13 protein-coding genes are annotated in these 15,148 nt (G+C 70.3%); 5 read left to right on the forward strand and 8 right to left on the reverse strand.

What is annotated here, in order from left to right; genetic code table 11:
- Positions 1-60: 60 nt before the first annotated feature.
- Positions 61-534, reverse strand: coding sequence for a type II 3-dehydroquinate dehydratase (gene aroQ / locus CRP56_RS10525; protein WP_097262569.1), 474 nt, complete (start codon positions 532-534; stop codon positions 61-63).
- 103 nt (positions 535-637) lie between these two features.
- Here aroQ and CRP56_RS10530 point away from each other — a divergent pair, with 103 nt between their 5' ends.
- Positions 638-1,684 (forward strand): S66 family peptidase, encoded by a 1,047-nt coding sequence (locus CRP56_RS10530; RefSeq protein ID WP_097262571.1) that lies wholly within the window; start codon positions 638-640, stop codon positions 1,682-1,684.
- 51 nt (positions 1,685-1,735) lie between these two features.
- Positions 1,736-3,049, forward strand: coding sequence for an MFS transporter (locus tag CRP56_RS10535; RefSeq protein ID WP_257040507.1), 1,314 nt, complete (start codon positions 1,736-1,738; stop codon positions 3,047-3,049).
- Positions 3,050-3,103: 54 nt separating this feature from the next.
- Here the strand turns inward: CRP56_RS10535 and CRP56_RS10540 are convergent, their stop codons facing one another.
- The 7 genes from CRP56_RS10540 to CRP56_RS10570 form a co-directional block, all read right to left on the reverse strand.
- The gene (locus CRP56_RS10540; RefSeq protein ID WP_097262574.1) at positions 3,104-4,204 is read right to left on the reverse strand and encodes a calcium:proton antiporter; all 1,101 of its coding nucleotides are present in this window, start codon (positions 4,202-4,204) and stop codon (positions 3,104-3,106) included.
- Between the two features lie 70 nt (positions 4,205-4,274).
- A complete protein-coding gene (locus tag CRP56_RS10545) occupies positions 4,275-4,577 on the reverse strand; it encodes a hypothetical protein (RefSeq protein ID WP_097262576.1) in 303 nt (100 codons plus the stop codon).
- Positions 4,578-4,705: 128 nt separating this feature from the next.
- The gene (locus tag CRP56_RS10550; RefSeq protein ID WP_097262578.1) at positions 4,706-5,707 is read right to left on the reverse strand and encodes a TerC/Alx family metal homeostasis membrane protein; all 1,002 of its coding nucleotides are present in this window, start codon (positions 5,705-5,707) and stop codon (positions 4,706-4,708) included.
- A gap of 234 nt (positions 5,708-5,941) precedes the next feature.
- Positions 5,942-8,047, reverse strand: coding sequence for a TerD family protein (locus tag CRP56_RS10555; RefSeq protein ID WP_097262581.1), 2,106 nt, complete (start codon positions 8,045-8,047; stop codon positions 5,942-5,944).
- 90 nt (positions 8,048-8,137) lie between these two features.
- Positions 8,138-8,716: a TerD family protein gene (locus CRP56_RS10560; protein WP_097262584.1), complete on the reverse strand. Its 579-nt coding sequence runs from the start codon at positions 8,714-8,716 to the stop codon at positions 8,138-8,140.
- Positions 8,717-8,868: 152 nt separating this feature from the next.
- A complete protein-coding gene (gene uvrB / locus CRP56_RS10565) occupies positions 8,869-11,004 on the reverse strand; it encodes an excinuclease ABC subunit UvrB (RefSeq protein WP_097262587.1) in 2,136 nt (711 codons plus the stop codon).
- 39 nt (positions 11,005-11,043) lie between these two features.
- On the reverse strand, positions 11,044-11,913 hold the full coding sequence (locus CRP56_RS10570; protein WP_097262590.1) for an MHYT domain-containing protein: 870 nt from the start codon (positions 11,911-11,913) through the stop codon (positions 11,044-11,046).
- Between the two features lie 290 nt (positions 11,914-12,203).
- Between CRP56_RS10570 and CRP56_RS10575 the strand changes: the two genes are divergently transcribed.
- The 3 genes from CRP56_RS10575 (at position 12,204) to fdhA (ending at position 15,100) form a co-directional block, all read left to right on the forward strand.
- Complete coding sequence (locus CRP56_RS10575; RefSeq protein ID WP_097262593.1) at positions 12,204-13,079, forward strand: glycerophosphodiester phosphodiesterase; 876 nt, start codon at positions 12,204-12,206, stop codon at positions 13,077-13,079.
- An 81-nt stretch (positions 13,080-13,160) separates the two neighbouring features.
- Positions 13,161-13,715, forward strand: coding sequence for a methylated-DNA--[protein]-cysteine S-methyltransferase (locus tag CRP56_RS10580; RefSeq protein ID WP_097262597.1), 555 nt, complete (start codon positions 13,161-13,163; stop codon positions 13,713-13,715).
- Positions 13,716-13,867: 152 nt separating this feature from the next.
- On the forward strand, positions 13,868-15,100 hold the full coding sequence (fdhA, locus tag CRP56_RS10585; protein WP_097262599.1) for a formaldehyde dehydrogenase, glutathione-independent: 1,233 nt from the start codon (positions 13,868-13,870) through the stop codon (positions 15,098-15,100).
- The last annotated feature ends 48 nt before the right edge of the window (positions 15,101-15,148 follow it).

Genomic DNA, 15,148 nt, shown 5'->3' on the forward strand with positions numbered 1-15,148 from the left:
GGGCAGCTATAGGGCGGCTCTACGGCTGACTGTAATGACCGCCCTCCAGGCCGACGGTCCTTACACCTCGGCCTGTGCCGCCCCCACCAGCGCCGCGACCCGCTCGACCCCGAACACATACCCCTGCACCCCGCAACCCGCGATGACGCCGTCGGCGCGCAGGGAGACGTACGAGTGGTGCCGGAAGGTCTCGCGCTTATGGATGTTGGAGATGTGGACCTCCAACACCGGCAGTCCGTCGCAGGTGTTGAGCGCGTCCAGGATGGCGACCGAGGTGTGCGAGTAGGCGCCGGGGTTGATGACGATGCCGCAGTGGTTGAGCCGCGCCTCGTGGATCCAGTCGACCAGTTCGCCCTCGTGGTTGGACTGGCGGAAGTCCACCGTGCCGCCGTGCGCGGCCGCCGCCTTGGCGCACAGGGCCTCGACGTCGGCCAGGGTGTCCTTGCCGTAGATCTCCGGCTGACGCTGCCCGAGCAGGTTCAGGTTGGGGCCGTTGAGGATCATGATCGGGGCGTTGGCCAGGGTGCGGGGCACGGTTCCTCCGGTCCGGTGACGGGTGGGCGGTCCGTTGAAGACCGCTGCTCAGACCCGGTTTATCACGGTGCGCCGGACGCGGTACGGCCCGTACCCTCCCCGAATGACGACGATCTCGTACCCGCCCAAGCCCTCCCCCGGTGACCGCATGGCCGTCATCTCGCCCGGCGCCGGGCTGCCCGGGCTCTTCCCGCGCCCCTTCGAACTGGGCCTGGAGCGGCTGCGCGAGGAGTTCGGCCTCGAACCCGTCGAGTACCCGACGACCCGCACGATGGGCGCGACCCCGCAGGAACGGGCCGCCGACGTGAACGCCGCCTTCGCCGACCCGGACATCAAGGTGATCATGGCCTCGATCGGGGGCGACGACCAGATCACCGTACTGCCCCACCTGGACCGGGAGTTGATCCGGGCGAACCCGAAGCCGTTCTTCGGGATGAGTGACAACACGAACCTGCTGGCGTTTCTCAGCAACACCGGCATCGTCGGCTACCACGGCGCGACCGTGATGGTGCAGCTCGGACGGCCCGTCGCCATGGACCCGCTGACCGCCGAGTCGCTGCGGGCGGCGCTGTTCACCTCGGGTCCGTACGAACTCCGGCCCGCCGAGCGCTGGAACGACGTCAACCGGGACTGGGCCGACCCCGCGACCTTCGACGCGGAGCCGGAGACCAGGCCCGGAGCCGGCTGGACCTGGGTGAATCCCGACCGGGTGATCGAGGGCCGCAGTTGGGGCGGCTGCCTGGAGATCCTGGGCTGGCTGCTGATGGCCGACCGCGAGATCGCACGCGACCTGAGCGCGTACGACGGCGGCGTGCTGCTCCTGGAGACCTCCGAGGAGATGCCGAGCGGCGAGGAGGTCTTCCGCACCCTGCGCAACATGGGCGAGCGCGGCCTGCTCCGGCGCTTCTCCGCGCTCCTGATGGGCCGCCCCAAGACCTGGTCCTTCGAGCAGCCCAACAGCCCCGAGGAAGGCGCCCGTTACGCCACCGAGCAGCGCGAGGCCGTCCTGCGCGCCATGCGGACGTACGCCCCCGACACCACGATCGTCTTCGACGTCGACTTCGGCCACACCGACCCCCAACTGGTCATCCCCTACGGCGGGCTCGTCCGCGTCGACGGACCCGCCCGGCGCATCACGGTCACCTACTGAAGCTCCCGTACGCCCCCGTAACTCACGGTCACCGTGGGTAGTTGACGCGGCATGCACGACGTACGCACCGTAAGGGCGCCCTCCATGCTGCGGCTCGCGGCCGCCTCGCTCGCCGGGACGGCCATCGAGTTCTACGACTTCTTCGTCTACGGGACCGCGGCGGCGCTGGTCCTGGGGCCACTGTTCTTCCCGACCTTCTCGCCGCTGGCCGGGACGCTGGCGGCGTTCGGCACGTTCGGTGTGGGCTTCGTCGCCCGGCCGCTGGGGTCGGTGCTGTTCGGGCACATCGGGGACCGGCACGGGCGGCGGCCGGTCCTCGTGCTGTCGCTGCTGCTGACCGGCGGTGCCACCGTCGCGGTCGGCTGCGTGCCAGCGTACGGCTCGATCGGGGTGGCCGCTCCCCTGCTGCTCCTTGTGCTCCGGTTCCTCCAGGGGCTGGGGCTCGGCGGGGAGTGGGGCGGGGCGGTGCTGCTGACGGCGGAGCATGCGCCGGCCGGGCGGCGCGGGCTGTGGTCGAGCTTCCCGCAGGTGGGACCCGCGCTGGGCTTCCTGCTGGCCAACGGCGTGATGCTGGTGCTGTCGGCGACCCTGACCGAGGCGCAGTTCGCTTCGTGGGGGTGGCGGGTGCCGTTCTGGGCGGCGGGGGTGCTGGCCCTGGCGGGCTTGTGGCTGCGGTCGTCGCTCGCCGAGAGCCCGTCGTTCCTCGCCCTAGACGACCACGCGCGCGTGCCGCTCGTCGAGGTCGTGCGCGACCACTGGCGGCTGGTCCTGCTGACGGCCGGCGGGCTCGCGGTCGGGTACGCGATCTTCTACGCCGTGACGACCTGGTCCCTCGCCTACGGCACGGAACGGCTGGGCGTGAGCCGTACGGTGATGCTGGCCTGCATCATGGCGGCGGTCCTGGTGAAGGGCTCGCTCACGCCGGTGGTGGCGCTGCTCGGCGACCGGTACGGGCGGCGGCCGCTGTGCCTGACCGGGTGTGCGGCGGCGGCCCTGTGGATGTTCCCCCTGGTCGCGCTGCTCTCGACCGGTGAACCCCTGCTGATGTTCCTGGGGTTCCTCGGCGCGATGCTCGCGTTCATCACCATGTTCGCGGTGATCGCCGCCTACCTGCCGGAGCTGTACGAGCCGCGGGTGCGCTGCACGGGGGCCGCGGTCGGCTACAACCTCGGCGGGGTCCTCGGGGGCGCGCTCACGCCGATCGTGGCGACGGCGCTGGCCGAACAGGGCGGTCGGGTGCCGTGGGGGGTCGGGGCGTATCTGACGGGGATCGCGCTGCTCAGCCTGGGGTGCTTCACGCTGCTGCCGGAGACGCGGCCGGTGGCCCTCGCGGTGGCGGGCGCGGCGGAACCGGCCTTGGACTGAGCCGGGGACCGGGCGCGGCGGAACCGGCCCTGGGCTGAGCCGAGAGCCGGTCGCCTAGGGATTGATCGCCAGCTCCAGATACGCCGCGAACAGCACCAGGTGCACGCCGCCCTGGAGCGGGGTGGCCCGACCGGGCACCACGGTCAGGGAGCTCACGACCACCGTGAGGGCGAGCAGCACCATGTGGGTGGCGCCGAGGCCGAGGACGAGGGGGCCGGAGAGCCAGACGGAGGCCAGCGCGACCGCGGGGATGGTCAGGCCGATGCTGGCCATCGCCGAACCGAGCGCGAGGTTGAGGCTGGTCTGGACGCGGTCGCGGCGGGCCGAGCGCAGCGCGGCGATGGTCTCGGGCAGCAGCACCAGCAGGGCGATGATCACGCCGACGACGGCATGCGGCAGACCGGCGGCCGCCACGCCGGACTCGATGGTGGGCGACACGCCCTTGGCCAGTCCTACGACGCCGATCAGGGCGACGCCCAGCAGGCTCAGGCTGATGAGGGCGGTGCGGGCGGTGGGCGCGTCGGCGTGGTCGTCGGCGGCGATGACCTCGCCCTGCCGGGTGATGGGGAGGAAGTAGTCGCGGTGCCGCACGGTCTGGGTCGTGACGAACAGGCCGTACAGGACCAGCGAGGACAGCGCGGCGAAGGTCAGCTGGACGCCGGAGAACTCCGGGCCCGGCTTGCTCGTGGTGAACGTCGGCAGCACCAGGCTGAGGGTGGCCAGGGTGGCGACGGTCGCGAGGGCGGCGCCGGTGCCCTCGGGGTTGAAGACCGCGAGACCGTGGCGCAGCGAGGCGACCAGGAGGCAGAGGCCGACGATGCCGTTGCAGGTGATCATGACGGCCGCGAAGACCGTGTCCCGGGCGAGGGTCGAGCTCTTGTCGCCGCCGTCGGCCATGAGGGTGACGATCAGCGCGACCTCGATGATGGTGACGGCGACGGCGAGGACGAGCGAGCCGAAGGGTTCACCGACCCGGTGGGCGACGACCTCGGCATGATGCACGGCAGCCAGGACCGCCCCCGCGAGCACCAGCGTCACCAAGGCCACGACCGCGCCCGGCAGGTCGCGTCCCCAGGTGAACGCCAGGAGGACGGCCGCGAGCACCGGCACGAGGACCGTCCACTGGGTGGTGAGCGACCTGAGCCGAACGATCATGCAGGGATCCTCCCAAAGGTACAGAGGCCCCGCATTTCGTCGCCGCGGGGCCTCATACGGCGGTTTCGAGTTACTTCAGCTCGCGCGAGTCCAGCAGGTCGCAGTTGACGAAGCGCGGCGCCCGGGTACACAACTCGCCCAACTGCTCGGCCATCCTGCTCGTCTCGGGGCGTTCGTTGTTGCGCATGGCCTCCTCGAAGGACTCGAACTCGATCACGGCGAGGTAGCGTCCGGGCGTGTCGCGGTCCTTCAGCAGGATGCGGTGGGTGGGGCCGCCTTCCTGGCCCTCCATGCGCTGCCTGGCGCCTTCGAGCAGCTGCTCCATCTCGTCGAGCCGCTCTGTTTCGAAGTCGATGATCTGCACGAACTTCATGGCTGCCTCCGTCGGCCGGGGCGTCCCCGAGCGGGGAACGCGCTCAGAACAAAGCAAGCACCGGGAGCGGTGAGCGGCAATCGGCCGTACGCCGCTCCCGGTGCTGGTTGTTCCTACGTCCGACGTGGTCAGGCGTCGATGCTGTCCTTCGGAGCGCCATCGCTCCGCGTCTGCGCCGCCTCGGCCGCCGCCTGCTTCTTGGAGGCGCGGAGGCTGGTGATCGTGGTGACGACGAGGACACCGCAGATCACGCCGAGGGAGACTGGGATGCTGATCTCGGGGACGTGGACTCCGGACTCGTGCAGTGCGTGCAGGACCAGCTTGACTCCGATGAAGCCCAGGATGATCGACAGGCCGTAGCTGAGGTGGACCAGCTTCTTCAGCAGGCCGCCGATGAGGAAGTACAGCTGGCGCAGACCCATCAGGGCGAACGCGTTGGCCGTGAAGACGATGTACGGGTCCTGGGTCAGGCCGAAGATCGCGGGGATGGAGTCGAGGGCGAAGAGCACGTCGGTGGTGCCGATCGCGAGCATCACGACCAGCATCGGGGTCATGACCCGCTTGCCGTTCTCCACGATCCACAGCTTGGTGCCGTGGTAGCGGTCGGCGACGCCGAAGCGGCGCTCGGCGGCCTTGAGGAGCTTGTTCTCCTCGAACTCCTCGTCGTCCTCGTCGGCCCGGGCCTCCTGGATGAGCTTCCAGGCGGTCCAGATCAGGAAGGCACCGAAGAGGTAGAAGACCCACGCGAAGCTGGCGAGGATCGCGGCGCCCGCGGCGATGAAGATCGCCCGCAGGACCAGGGCTATGAGGACACCGACGAGGAGCACCCGCTGCTGGTACTGCGAGGGCACCGCGAACTTCGCCATGATCAGGACGAAGACGAAGAGGTTGTCGACGCTCAGCGACTTCTCGGTGATGAAGCCCGCGAAGAACTCTCCGCCGGCCTGGCCCCCGCCGAAGATCAGCAGGCCGAGGCCGAAGAGGCCGGCCAGGGCGATCCAGACGACGGTCCAGATTCCGGCTTCCTTGATGGACACGTCGTGCGGCTTGCGGCCGATGAAGAAGTCGACCGCGATGAGGGCGGCGAGGCCCACGATGGTCAGGACCCACAGGGTCACGGAAACATCCACTGATCCTCCGGCATTACGTAACGGCAAATAACAGCGTCGTCGCGCTGCCGGAGGTCTCTTCCACCCAGGATGGGCCGACGCCCCGGGAGCAGATCCATCGGATCTGTTCCGTATTGACGGGTACGCCGCAGTCGACAGGGAGTACTCCCCTCCGCGAGGAAAACGGTACCCCAATCACCAAGGAAAGGTAAAGCGATTGGCAAAAGAAAGGTCAAAGTGGCTGGTCAGGCGCCTTTACGTGTACTTGGTACGGGCAGCCGCCACCTGATTGAGCACCCGCTGGAGCACCTGACTGCCCTGCGGTACGAGCGAGGGCTCGTACGTCCAGGCGTGACCCACCCACGGGTCGGCGAGATGGTCGTCGGGCACCGGGCTCAGTCGCAGCAGCGAACGCCACAGCGGGTCGAGCAACGGGCCGTACGCGGAGGCCTCCTCGCGGTCCGCGACCATCATCAGATGGACGCCGACCGCCGGGCCCTCGTCGGCGAGGTAGCGCAGCTGGGTCACGGCGCGGTCGTCGAAGCCGTGCGGGAAGTCGTTGACGATCAGCAGCTGCTCGGAGGTGTCGAAGCCCGGCGGGAGCGCGTCGGGCGCCCCTCCGCGCACCGCCATCTGCACCAGGTCGACGCGCTGGGTGAGCCGGGCCAGGACGTCCACGACACCGGCCGCGCCGAGGGCCGGCGGACCTGCGAGCACACCGCTCTGCACCAGCGGGACGAGCGCCTGTCCGCCGGAGCCGGCCGGGTCGATGACGTGGACGGTGAACTCGCGCGCCGGATAGACGGCGAGCAGCCGGGCGGCGTGCGCCACCGCCGACTCCATGGCCAGCCGCTTGAGTTCATGGGAGTCGGTGAAGGAGCCGTCGAGCGAGTCGGCCCGTCCGCTGTCGATCCACAAGCCGCGCTCCAGCGGCAGCCTGACCAGCATCGGGATGCGCAGCTGCGGGGCCTCGGGAAGATGCAGGTCGCCCAGGCGCAGGGCCATGGGGATCTCCATCGGCACCCGGTAGCCGTGCCAGACGGGGTTGTCCCAGCGGGCGTAGGCCGCGGGCAGCGCGGGCTCGACGACGTCGGCCTCGGCGGCGAGCTGGGCGAGGTCCCGGTCCAGGACCGTACGGGCCTGGTCGACGAGCTGGGTGTGCTTGGCACGGGCCGCCTCGCGCGCGGCCTCGCTCTGACCGCCGATCCGGCTGCGCGGGTCGGACAGGGCCTGGTCGAGCTCCTTCTCCATACGCGAGTCGGCGAAGTCGACGGCACTGCGGTACGCGGCCATGGTCCGGGCCAGGTCCTCGAACATGCCCCACACCTGGTTGTAGAGCCGCTCGTCCATGGACCACCCGGTCGCATCTCCCGCGACGGGCTGCGCGGGCTGTCCGGGCTGGGCCGGGGGCGCGGTCGGCGGGGGTGGCGGCGGGGCGGTGGTCTGGCGGCGCGGGTGGCTGTAGTCGACGGGGCCGCCGGTGGTGGAGCCGGGCTGCGGGGTGGCGGACGGGTCCGGGGCGCCCGGGGGGTCGTAGGGCGAGGCAGGCGGCTGTCCGGGGGTGCCCGATGCCGGGGAGTCGTACGGAGAGCCGAGCGGCTGTCCCGGAGCGCTCGATGCCGGGGTGGCGTACGGCGAGGCAGGCGACTGTCCGGGGGCGCCCGATGCCGGGGAGCCGTACGGCGACACGGGCGGGGGCGGTACGGCACCCGGAGTCGCGGCGCCGTTCTGGTCGGCGCCGAGGGTCGGGGTCGCCGCGTGTCGGGTGCGGTCGCCGTCGGTCGTGCGGGGAGCCTGCACCGAGCGGGCGAGGCCCTGGGCCACCGCGTCGTTGATACCGGCGGCCAGCTGGTGGGCCTCGGGCAGGCCCTGGTCGGCGAAGAGGTCGGCGAGACCGCCCGCGTATCCCTGACCGACGGCACGGACCTTCCAGGCGCCCTGGCGGCGGTAGAGCTCCAGGGCGATGACGGCGGACTCGGCCTCCAGGCCGGTGACGGTGTAGTTGGCGACCTCGGAGCCGTCGAGGCCGGTGACCGCGAGGAAGGGGGCGGGGAGACCGCCGAACCGGACGGGTCCGCCCACCCCGGTGGGCAGGGCGAGCAGCACGCTGATCCGGTGCACGGCCTCCGGCATGGCGCCGAGGTCCACCGCGAGACGGTGGTCGGCGGCGGCCTGCCGGGAGACCTCCAGGCCCGGCAGGGTGGGGGCGCCCGGGTGGGCCACCCACTCCGCGCCGTGGATCTTGCCGTGCTCGTCGCTGAGCGTCGCGCCGGCGACGACCGGCTTGCCGGCCGAGACCCGGATCTCGAGGCGGGCCTGGGAGAGCGGGTGGTTCTGCCCCCGCACCAGCTCGGCCGTCATGCCTTCGTCCCCCTGTGTCGCTTTCGGTGTCGGATGCCGCCAGGGCCCGTCCGCCGGATCATGCCGGCGGACGGGCCCTGGCCGGGCGGCCTACAGATGCGGCAGGATCGCCGGCATCAGGTCCTGGAAGGTGCGGCCGTTGGCCGGGGTGCCGAGCGCCGTCATCGTCCAGCCGGCGCCGGTGCGGTGCACCTTCGCCATGATCTGGGCCGTGTAGGCGCCGCCGCCCGCGAGGGTGTAGCGGGCCAGCTCCTGGCCGTTGGTCTCGTCGACCAGCCGGCAGAACGCGTTCTGCACTTCCTGGAAGGTCTGGCCCGTGAAGGAGTTCACGGTGAAGACGATCTGGTCGATGTGGACCGGGATGCGCGCGAGGTCGACGAGGATCGCCTCGTCGTCGCCGCCCTGGCCGACACCGCCGACGAGGTTGTCACCGGTGTGGCGCACCGAGCCGTCGTCGCTCACCAGGTGGCGGAAGAAGACGACGTCGACGGGCTGCTTGTCCGCGAACAGCACGGCGGAGGCGTCCAGGTCGATCTCGCGGGTGCGCGAACCGAACAGGCCGCGACGGGGGGCCGCCTGCCAGCCGAGACCCATGCGCACCGCGGTCAGGCTGCCGCCGTCGTTCTTCTGCAGACTGATGGCCTGACCCTTGGTCATGTTGACGGTCACGCGCTGATTCCCCTCTCGAACTGTCCCCTGTTGCCGCGGAGTCCGCGGTTGACCAGAACCCTACGCAGGAGCACTGACAGTGCCGCTACCCGGGGCCGCACTTTGTGTCGGTCTTGCAACACTGCGCGTACAACAGGGGCGTCGCGTGTCCGTCAGGCGATACCCGCCTCCCGCATCTGGCGCAGTTCCTTCTTCATCTCGGAGACCTCGTCGCGCAGCCGGGCCGCGATCTCGAACTGGAGGTCCGCGGCGGCGGCGCGCATCCGCGCGGTCATCTCCTCGATCTGCTCGGCCAGCTCGGCCGCGGGCCGGTCGGTCGGCACGGTCTCCTTGGCCTTGCCCTTGGCCGCCTTGCCGACCGCCGCCTTGCCGCCGAGGGCGGGCACGGGGGCCTTGGCGCCCTTGCCGTCCTTCTGCTTGCGGTAGCCGGAACCGAGCAGCTGCTCGGTGTCGACGTCCTCGCGGGCGATCTGGGCCACGATGTCGTTGATCTTCTTGCGGAGCGGCTGGGGGTCGATCCCGCGCTCGGTGTTGTACGCGACCTGCTTCTCCCGGCGCCGGTTGGTCTCGTCGATGGCCTTCGCCATCGCCGGGGTGATCTTGTCGGCGTACATGTGGACCTGGCCGGAGACGTTGCGCGCCGCGCGGCCGATGGTCTGGATCAGCGAGGTGCCGGAGCGCAGGAAGCCCTCCTTGTCGGCGTCGAGGATCGCCACCAGGGACACCTCGGGCAGGTCGAGGCCCTCGCGGAGGAGGTTGATGCCGACCAGGACGTCGAACTCACCGGAGCGCAGTTCGCGCAGCAGTTCCACGCGGCGCAGGGTGTCGACGTCGCTGTGGAGATAGCGGACCTGGATGCCTAGCTCCAGGAAGTAGTCCGTGAGGTCCTCGGCCATCTTCTTGGTGAGCGTGGTGACCAGGACGCGCTCGTCCTTCTCGGTGCGGGTGCGGATCTCGTGCACCAGGTCGTCGATCTGGCCCTCGGTGGGCTTGACCACGACCTCGGGGTCGACCAGGCCGGTCGGGCGGATGATCTGCTCGACGACGCCCTCCGCCCGGGAGAGCTCGTACTTGCCCGGAGTGGCCGACAGGTAGACGGTCTGCCCGATGCGCTCCTGGAACTCCTCCCACTTCAGGGGGCGGTTGTCCAGCGCGGACGGGAGCCGGAAGCCGTGGTCGACGAGCGTGCGCTTGCGGGAGGCGTCGCCCTCGTACATGGCGCCGATCTGGGGGACGGTGTTGTGGGACTCGTCGATGACGAGGAGGAAGTCGTCCGGGAAGTAGTCCAGCAGGGTGTTCGGCGGGGAGCCGGGCTGCCGGCCGTCGAAGTGCATCGAGTAGTTCTCGACGCCGGAGCAGGAGCCGATCTGGCGGAGCATCTCCAGGTCGTACGTGGTGCGCATGCGCAGCCGCTGGGCCTCGAGGAGCTTGCCCTGCTTCTCCAGTTCGGTCAGGCGCTCGCCCAGCTCCTTCTCGATGTCGTTGACGGCCCGCTCCATGCGCTCGGGACCGGCGACGTAGTGGGAGGCCGGGAAGACGTACAGCTGCTGGTCGTCGCTGATGATCTCGCCGGTGAGCGGGTGGAGCGTGGACAGCGCCTCGATCTCGTCGCCGAACATCTCGATGCGGACGGCGAGCTCCTCGTAGACCGGGAAGATCTCGATGGTGTCGCCGCGCACCCGGAAGGTGCCTCGGGTGAAGGCCAGGTCATTGCGCGTGTACTGGATGTCCACGAAGCGGCGCAGCAGCTCGTCGCGGTCGAGTTCGTCGCCGACCCTGAGGGGGACCATCCGGTCCACGTACTCCTGCGGGGTGCCGAGGCCGTAGATGCAGGAGACCGAGGCGACCACGACGACGTCACGGCGGGTGAGCAGTGAGTTGGTCGCGGAGTGGCGCAGGCGCTCGACCTCCTCGTTGATCGAAGAGTCCTTCTCGATGTAGGTGTCCGACTGCGGGACGTAGGCCTCGGGCTGGTAGTAGTCGTAGTACGAGACGAAGTATTCGACGGCGTTGTTGGGCAGGAGCTCCCGGAACTCGTTCGCCAGCTGGGCGGCGAGGGTCTTGTTCGGGGCCATCACCAGGGTGGGCCGCTGGAGCTTCTCGATCATCCACGCGGTGGTGGCGGACTTGCCGGTGCCGGTCGCGCCGAGGAGGACGACGTCCTTCTCACCGGCCTCGATGCGCTTGGCCAGCTCGGCGATGGCCGCCGGCTGGTCACCGCTGGGCTGGTAGGGGCTGACGACCTCGAAGGGCGCCACCGTGCGTTCGATGTGGGAAACGGGCCGCATGGAACCACCGTACGACCCCCCACTGACAACGCGGTCCGATCAGCGGTTCTGCGGGGTGCGGGAGCTTCGGGGGCCGACGCCGCGGCGGGTGCGGACCGTCGGGCGGCGGGCGGTGTGCGCGGCTTCGGCGTGGGCCGGAATACCTGGCTTGTTCTCGACGGGGGCCCAGTCGGGTTTGCCCATGACCATCAGCGGGTCGAACATCACGACGACGCCGGCGATCAGCAGGAAGGCGAGGGGGCCGACCATCATGGGCGCGAGCAGTTCCGCGGGCGAGTCGCCCGCGGACGGGGCGGCGGAGCTGCCGTGCAGATGGACGTTGAGGGCGGCCATGCCCGTGTAGTGCATGCCGGTGACGGCGAGCCCCATGACGAGGCTCGCGCCCACGCTCCACATCAGCCCCCTGACCTGGCCGGCCGCCCACAGGGCGGCGGTGGCGGCCACCATGGCTATGACGACGGAGGCGGTGACGGTGAGCGTGTTGTACTCCAGGTTCCCGTTGAGCCGCATGCCGGCCATGCCCAAGTAGTGCATGGAGGCGACGCCGAGCCCGGTGATGGTGCCCCCGGTGAACAGGGCTGTTCCCCTCGCGCCCTTGTAGCCGACGATGAAGATCCCGACGCCCACCATGACGATCGCGACGCCGAGGCTCGCGAACGTCGTCGGCTTGTCGTAGTGGATCGGGGCGTCCTTGACGGTGAACCCCATCATGGCGACGAAATGCATGGTCCATATGCCGGAGCCGATCGCGGCGGAGCCGAGGGCCAGCCAGCCCGGGCGCCACGAGTTCGAGACCAGCATGGATCTGGTGGTGCAGCGCAGGCCGAGGGCGCCTCCCAGGCAAGCCATGAGGTAGGCCACCAGCGGTGTGACGAGTCCGTAGCTGAATCCGTCGACCGTGCCTTGCATGCGCGGCTACCCTTCCGCCTTCTTGCGTCCCGGAATGTGCTGAAAAGCGCCCCTTCCCAGGACCGCTGAAGCGGTCAGGGTCGAGGCGAAGAGTATGACCTCCACCGGAATGGTCGAACGATTTTCCGGCAAAGAAACACGCCCTTGCCACGCCGTTGCCGCAGTTGTGCGGCACCCGTGAGCGGAGTTGGGCAACTCCATTCAATCTGTGGCCATTCTGTACTCCGCTGCTGTTGACCCTCTGCTGTCACAGTGGAGCTGTCCGTGCACGCTCGACGCAAGGAGTACGCATGCACGCGCGCGCCGTTGCCGCCACGACCACCGCGCTTCTGGGGACCGCCGCCCTCCTGCTGCCTTCCTCCGACGTCCGCGCCGCCGAGGACGGTGAGCCGCCCACGGTCATCGCCCACCGGGGCGCCTCCGCCTACGCGCCGGAGAACACCCTGGCCGCCGTCGACGCGGCGGCCCGGCTGGGCATCCACTGGGTCGAGAACGACGTCCAGCGCACCAAGGACGGCGAGCTTGTCGTCATCCACGACGACAGCCTCCAGCGCACCACCGACGTCGAAGAGGTGTTCCCCGGCCGGGCGCCCTGGAAGGTGAAGGACTTCACCGCCGCCGAGATCGCGCGCCTCGACGCGGGCAGCTGGTTCGGCGCCTCCTACGCGGGCGCGCGCGTACCGACCCTGGAGCAGTACATGCGCAGGGTCGAGCGCAACCACCAGAACCTGCTCCTGGAGATCAAGAACCCCGCGCTCTACCCGGGCATCGAGCAGCAGACGCTGAAGGTCCTCTCCGACGAGGGCTGGCTCGACGAGGCGCACCGCGCGAGCCGGCTGATCGTGCAGAGCTTCAGCGTGGACAGCGTGCGCACCGTCCACGCGCTGAAGCCCGGCGTCAAGACCGCCATCCTCGGTACGCCGTCCGTCGCGAACCTGGCGACGTACGCGACGTTCACCGACCAGATCAACCCGTCGTACAGCACCATCTCCCCCGGGTACGTCGCCTCGGTCCACGCGTTCGACGGGGCGCACGACAAACCGCTGAAGGTCTTCGCCTGGACCGTCAACGACGCGGCGACGGCCCGCCGGGTCGCCGGGTACGACGTCGACGGCGTCATCAGCAACAAGCCGGACGTGGTGCGGGACGCGACCGGCGGGTCCTGAGACGCACCGGACCGGGCGGGCCCCGAGGCCCGCGGGTCCGCTCCGCGGGGCGTTGTCAGTGGTGGGTCGTACGGTGGGCGCATGGACAGCCATGGGCAGAACGAGCAGCAGGTCGTATGGGCCGTCGTCGGCACCGGCATCGGCCCCCTGCTCCTGGCCGCGACCCGCGCGGGCCTCGTCAACGTCGTGTTCCACGCCACCGACCCGGTGCGCGACAAGGCGCTGGACCGGCTCGCCTCCCGTCTGGGCAGCGAGCCCGTCGAGGCGCCCGGCTCCCCGCTGCTGGCCGAGCCGATACACCAGGTAGAGGCGTACTTCGCGGGTCGGCGGCGTGATTTCGAGCTGCCCCTGGACTGGTCGCTGATCTCCGGCTTCAACCGGCAGGTGCTGCGCGAGCTGGCGGCCGGGGTGCCGTACGGCAGTGTCGTGGGGTACGGCGATCTGGCCGGCCGGGTCGGTCAGCCGGGTGCGGCGCAGGCGGTCGGGGTGGCGATGGGCTCCAACCCGTTGCCGGTGGTCGTGCCCTGCCACCGGGTCGTGGAGAGCGACGGCGGGATCGGCGGGTTCGGGGGCGGTCTGGAGACCAAGCGGAAGCTGCTCGCCCTGGAGGGCGTGCTCCCCGAACCGCTCTTCTAGGAGCCGACCGTCTCCGGTCCGCTGTTCTCGGCAACGACTGTCTCCGGTCCGCGCGCGACGGCTGGCCGGAAGGCCGACCCGGTAGCAGACTCCGCCATGCGCACAGCCACTGGCATCCGAAGACTTCGGAGCCGAAGGGACGGCGATCACGCATGAGCGGAAGCGGGAACAGGGCAGTCGCGTATCTCAAGCCGGGAGCGGTGGAGGTCAGGACCATCGACCACCCGACGCTGGAACTCCAGGACGGACCGGGGGTGGCACCCGAGAACGTCGGCCGGAAGTGCCGGCACGGTGTGATCCTCAAGGTCCTCGCCAGCAACATCTGCGGCAGCGACCAGCACATGGTGCGCGGGCGGACGACCGCGCCCGAGGGACTGGTCCTCGGACACGAGATCACCGGAGAGGTCGTCGAACGGGGGCCGGACGTCGAGACGATCGACGTCGGCGACATCGTCTCCGTACCGTTCAACATCGCCTGCGGCCGGTGCCGCAACTGCAAGGAGCGCGCCACCGGCATCTGTCTGAACGTCAACCCGGCACGGCCCGGGGCGGCCTACGGCTATGTCGACATGGGCGGCTGGGTCGGCGGTCAGGCCGAGTACGCGATGGTGCCGTACGCGGACTTCAACCTGCTGAAGTTCCCGGACCGGGACCAGGCGCGCGCGAAGCTGCTCGACCTGACCATGCTGTCGGACATCTTCCCGACCGGCTTCCACGGCGTGGTGAGTTCGGGCGCCGGTGTCGGTTCGACGGTGTACGTCGCCGGGGCGGGGCCGGTCGGACTGGCGGCTGCCGCGTCCGCGCAGCTGCTGGGGGCCGCGGTCGTGATCGTCGGCGACCTCAACGCCGAGCGGCTCGCGCAGGCGCGCAGCTTCGGCTGTGAGACCGTCGACGTCTCGCGCGGCAACGTGGGCGAGCAGATCGAGCAGATCCTCGGCGAGCCCGAGGTGGACGCCGCGGTCGACGCGGTCGGCTTCGAGGCCCGGGCCCACGGCCCCGAGGCCCCGGAGGCGCCCGCCACGGTCCTCAACTCGCTGATGGGGCTCACGCGCGCGGGCGGCGCCCTCGGCATCCCCGGTCTGTACGTCACGGACGACCCCGGCGGGGTCGACGAGGACGCGAAGTCCGGGACGCTGAAGGTGCGGCTCGGGCTCGGCTGGGCCAAGAGTCACCGGTTCACCACCGGACAGTGCCCGGTGATGAGGTACCACCGGGGCCTGATGATGGCGATCCTGCACGAGCGCGTGCACATCGCCAAGGCGGTCAACGCGACCGTCATCGGCATCGAGGACGCGCCGCGCGGCTACGCCGAGTTCGACCAGGGCGCGAGCCGCAAGTACGTGCTCGACCCGCATGGGGCGCTCAAGGGCGTCCAACCGGTCTGACATCTGTCGCCCGAGGAGGGGGCCCACGCGTGTGGGCCCCCTCGCGCG

Origin of the sequence: Streptomyces sp. TLI_55 (genome assembly GCF_900206255.1) — a bacterium.
Taxonomy (GTDB): Bacteria; Actinomycetota; Actinomycetes; order Streptomycetales; family Streptomycetaceae; genus Streptomyces; species Streptomyces aquilus.

What these genes read in the sequence shown, in the direction of transcription:
- uvrB (WP_097262587.1), bottom strand. Translation starts at nt 11,004, where the DNA reads ATGCGGCCCGTTTCCCACATCGAACGCACGGTGGCGCCCTTCGAGGTC.
- CRP56_RS10580 (WP_097262597.1), top strand. Translation starts at nt 13,161, where the DNA reads ATGGACAGCCATGGGCAGAACGAGCAGCAGGTCGTATGGGCCGTCGTC.
- CRP56_RS10555 (WP_097262581.1), bottom strand. Translation starts at nt 8,047, where the DNA reads ATGACGGCCGAGCTGGTGCGGGGGCAGAACCACCCGCTCTCCCAGGCC.
- CRP56_RS10545 (WP_097262576.1), bottom strand. Translation starts at nt 4,577, where the DNA reads ATGAAGTTCGTGCAGATCATCGACTTCGAAACAGAGCGGCTCGACGAG.
- CRP56_RS10535 (WP_257040507.1), top strand. Translation starts at nt 1,736, where the DNA reads ATGCACGACGTACGCACCGTAAGGGCGCCCTCCATGCTGCGGCTCGCG.
- CRP56_RS10570 (WP_097262590.1), bottom strand. Translation starts at nt 11,913, where the DNA reads ATGCAAGGCACGGTCGACGGATTCAGCTACGGACTCGTCACACCGCTG.
- CRP56_RS10575 (WP_097262593.1), top strand. Translation starts at nt 12,204, where the DNA reads ATGCACGCGCGCGCCGTTGCCGCCACGACCACCGCGCTTCTGGGGACC.
- fdhA (WP_097262599.1), top strand. Translation starts at nt 13,868, where the DNA reads ATGAGCGGAAGCGGGAACAGGGCAGTCGCGTATCTCAAGCCGGGAGCG.
- CRP56_RS10540 (WP_097262574.1), bottom strand. Translation starts at nt 4,204, where the DNA reads ATGATCGTTCGGCTCAGGTCGCTCACCACCCAGTGGACGGTCCTCGTG.
- CRP56_RS10530 (WP_097262571.1), top strand. Translation starts at nt 638, where the DNA reads ATGACGACGATCTCGTACCCGCCCAAGCCCTCCCCCGGTGACCGCATG.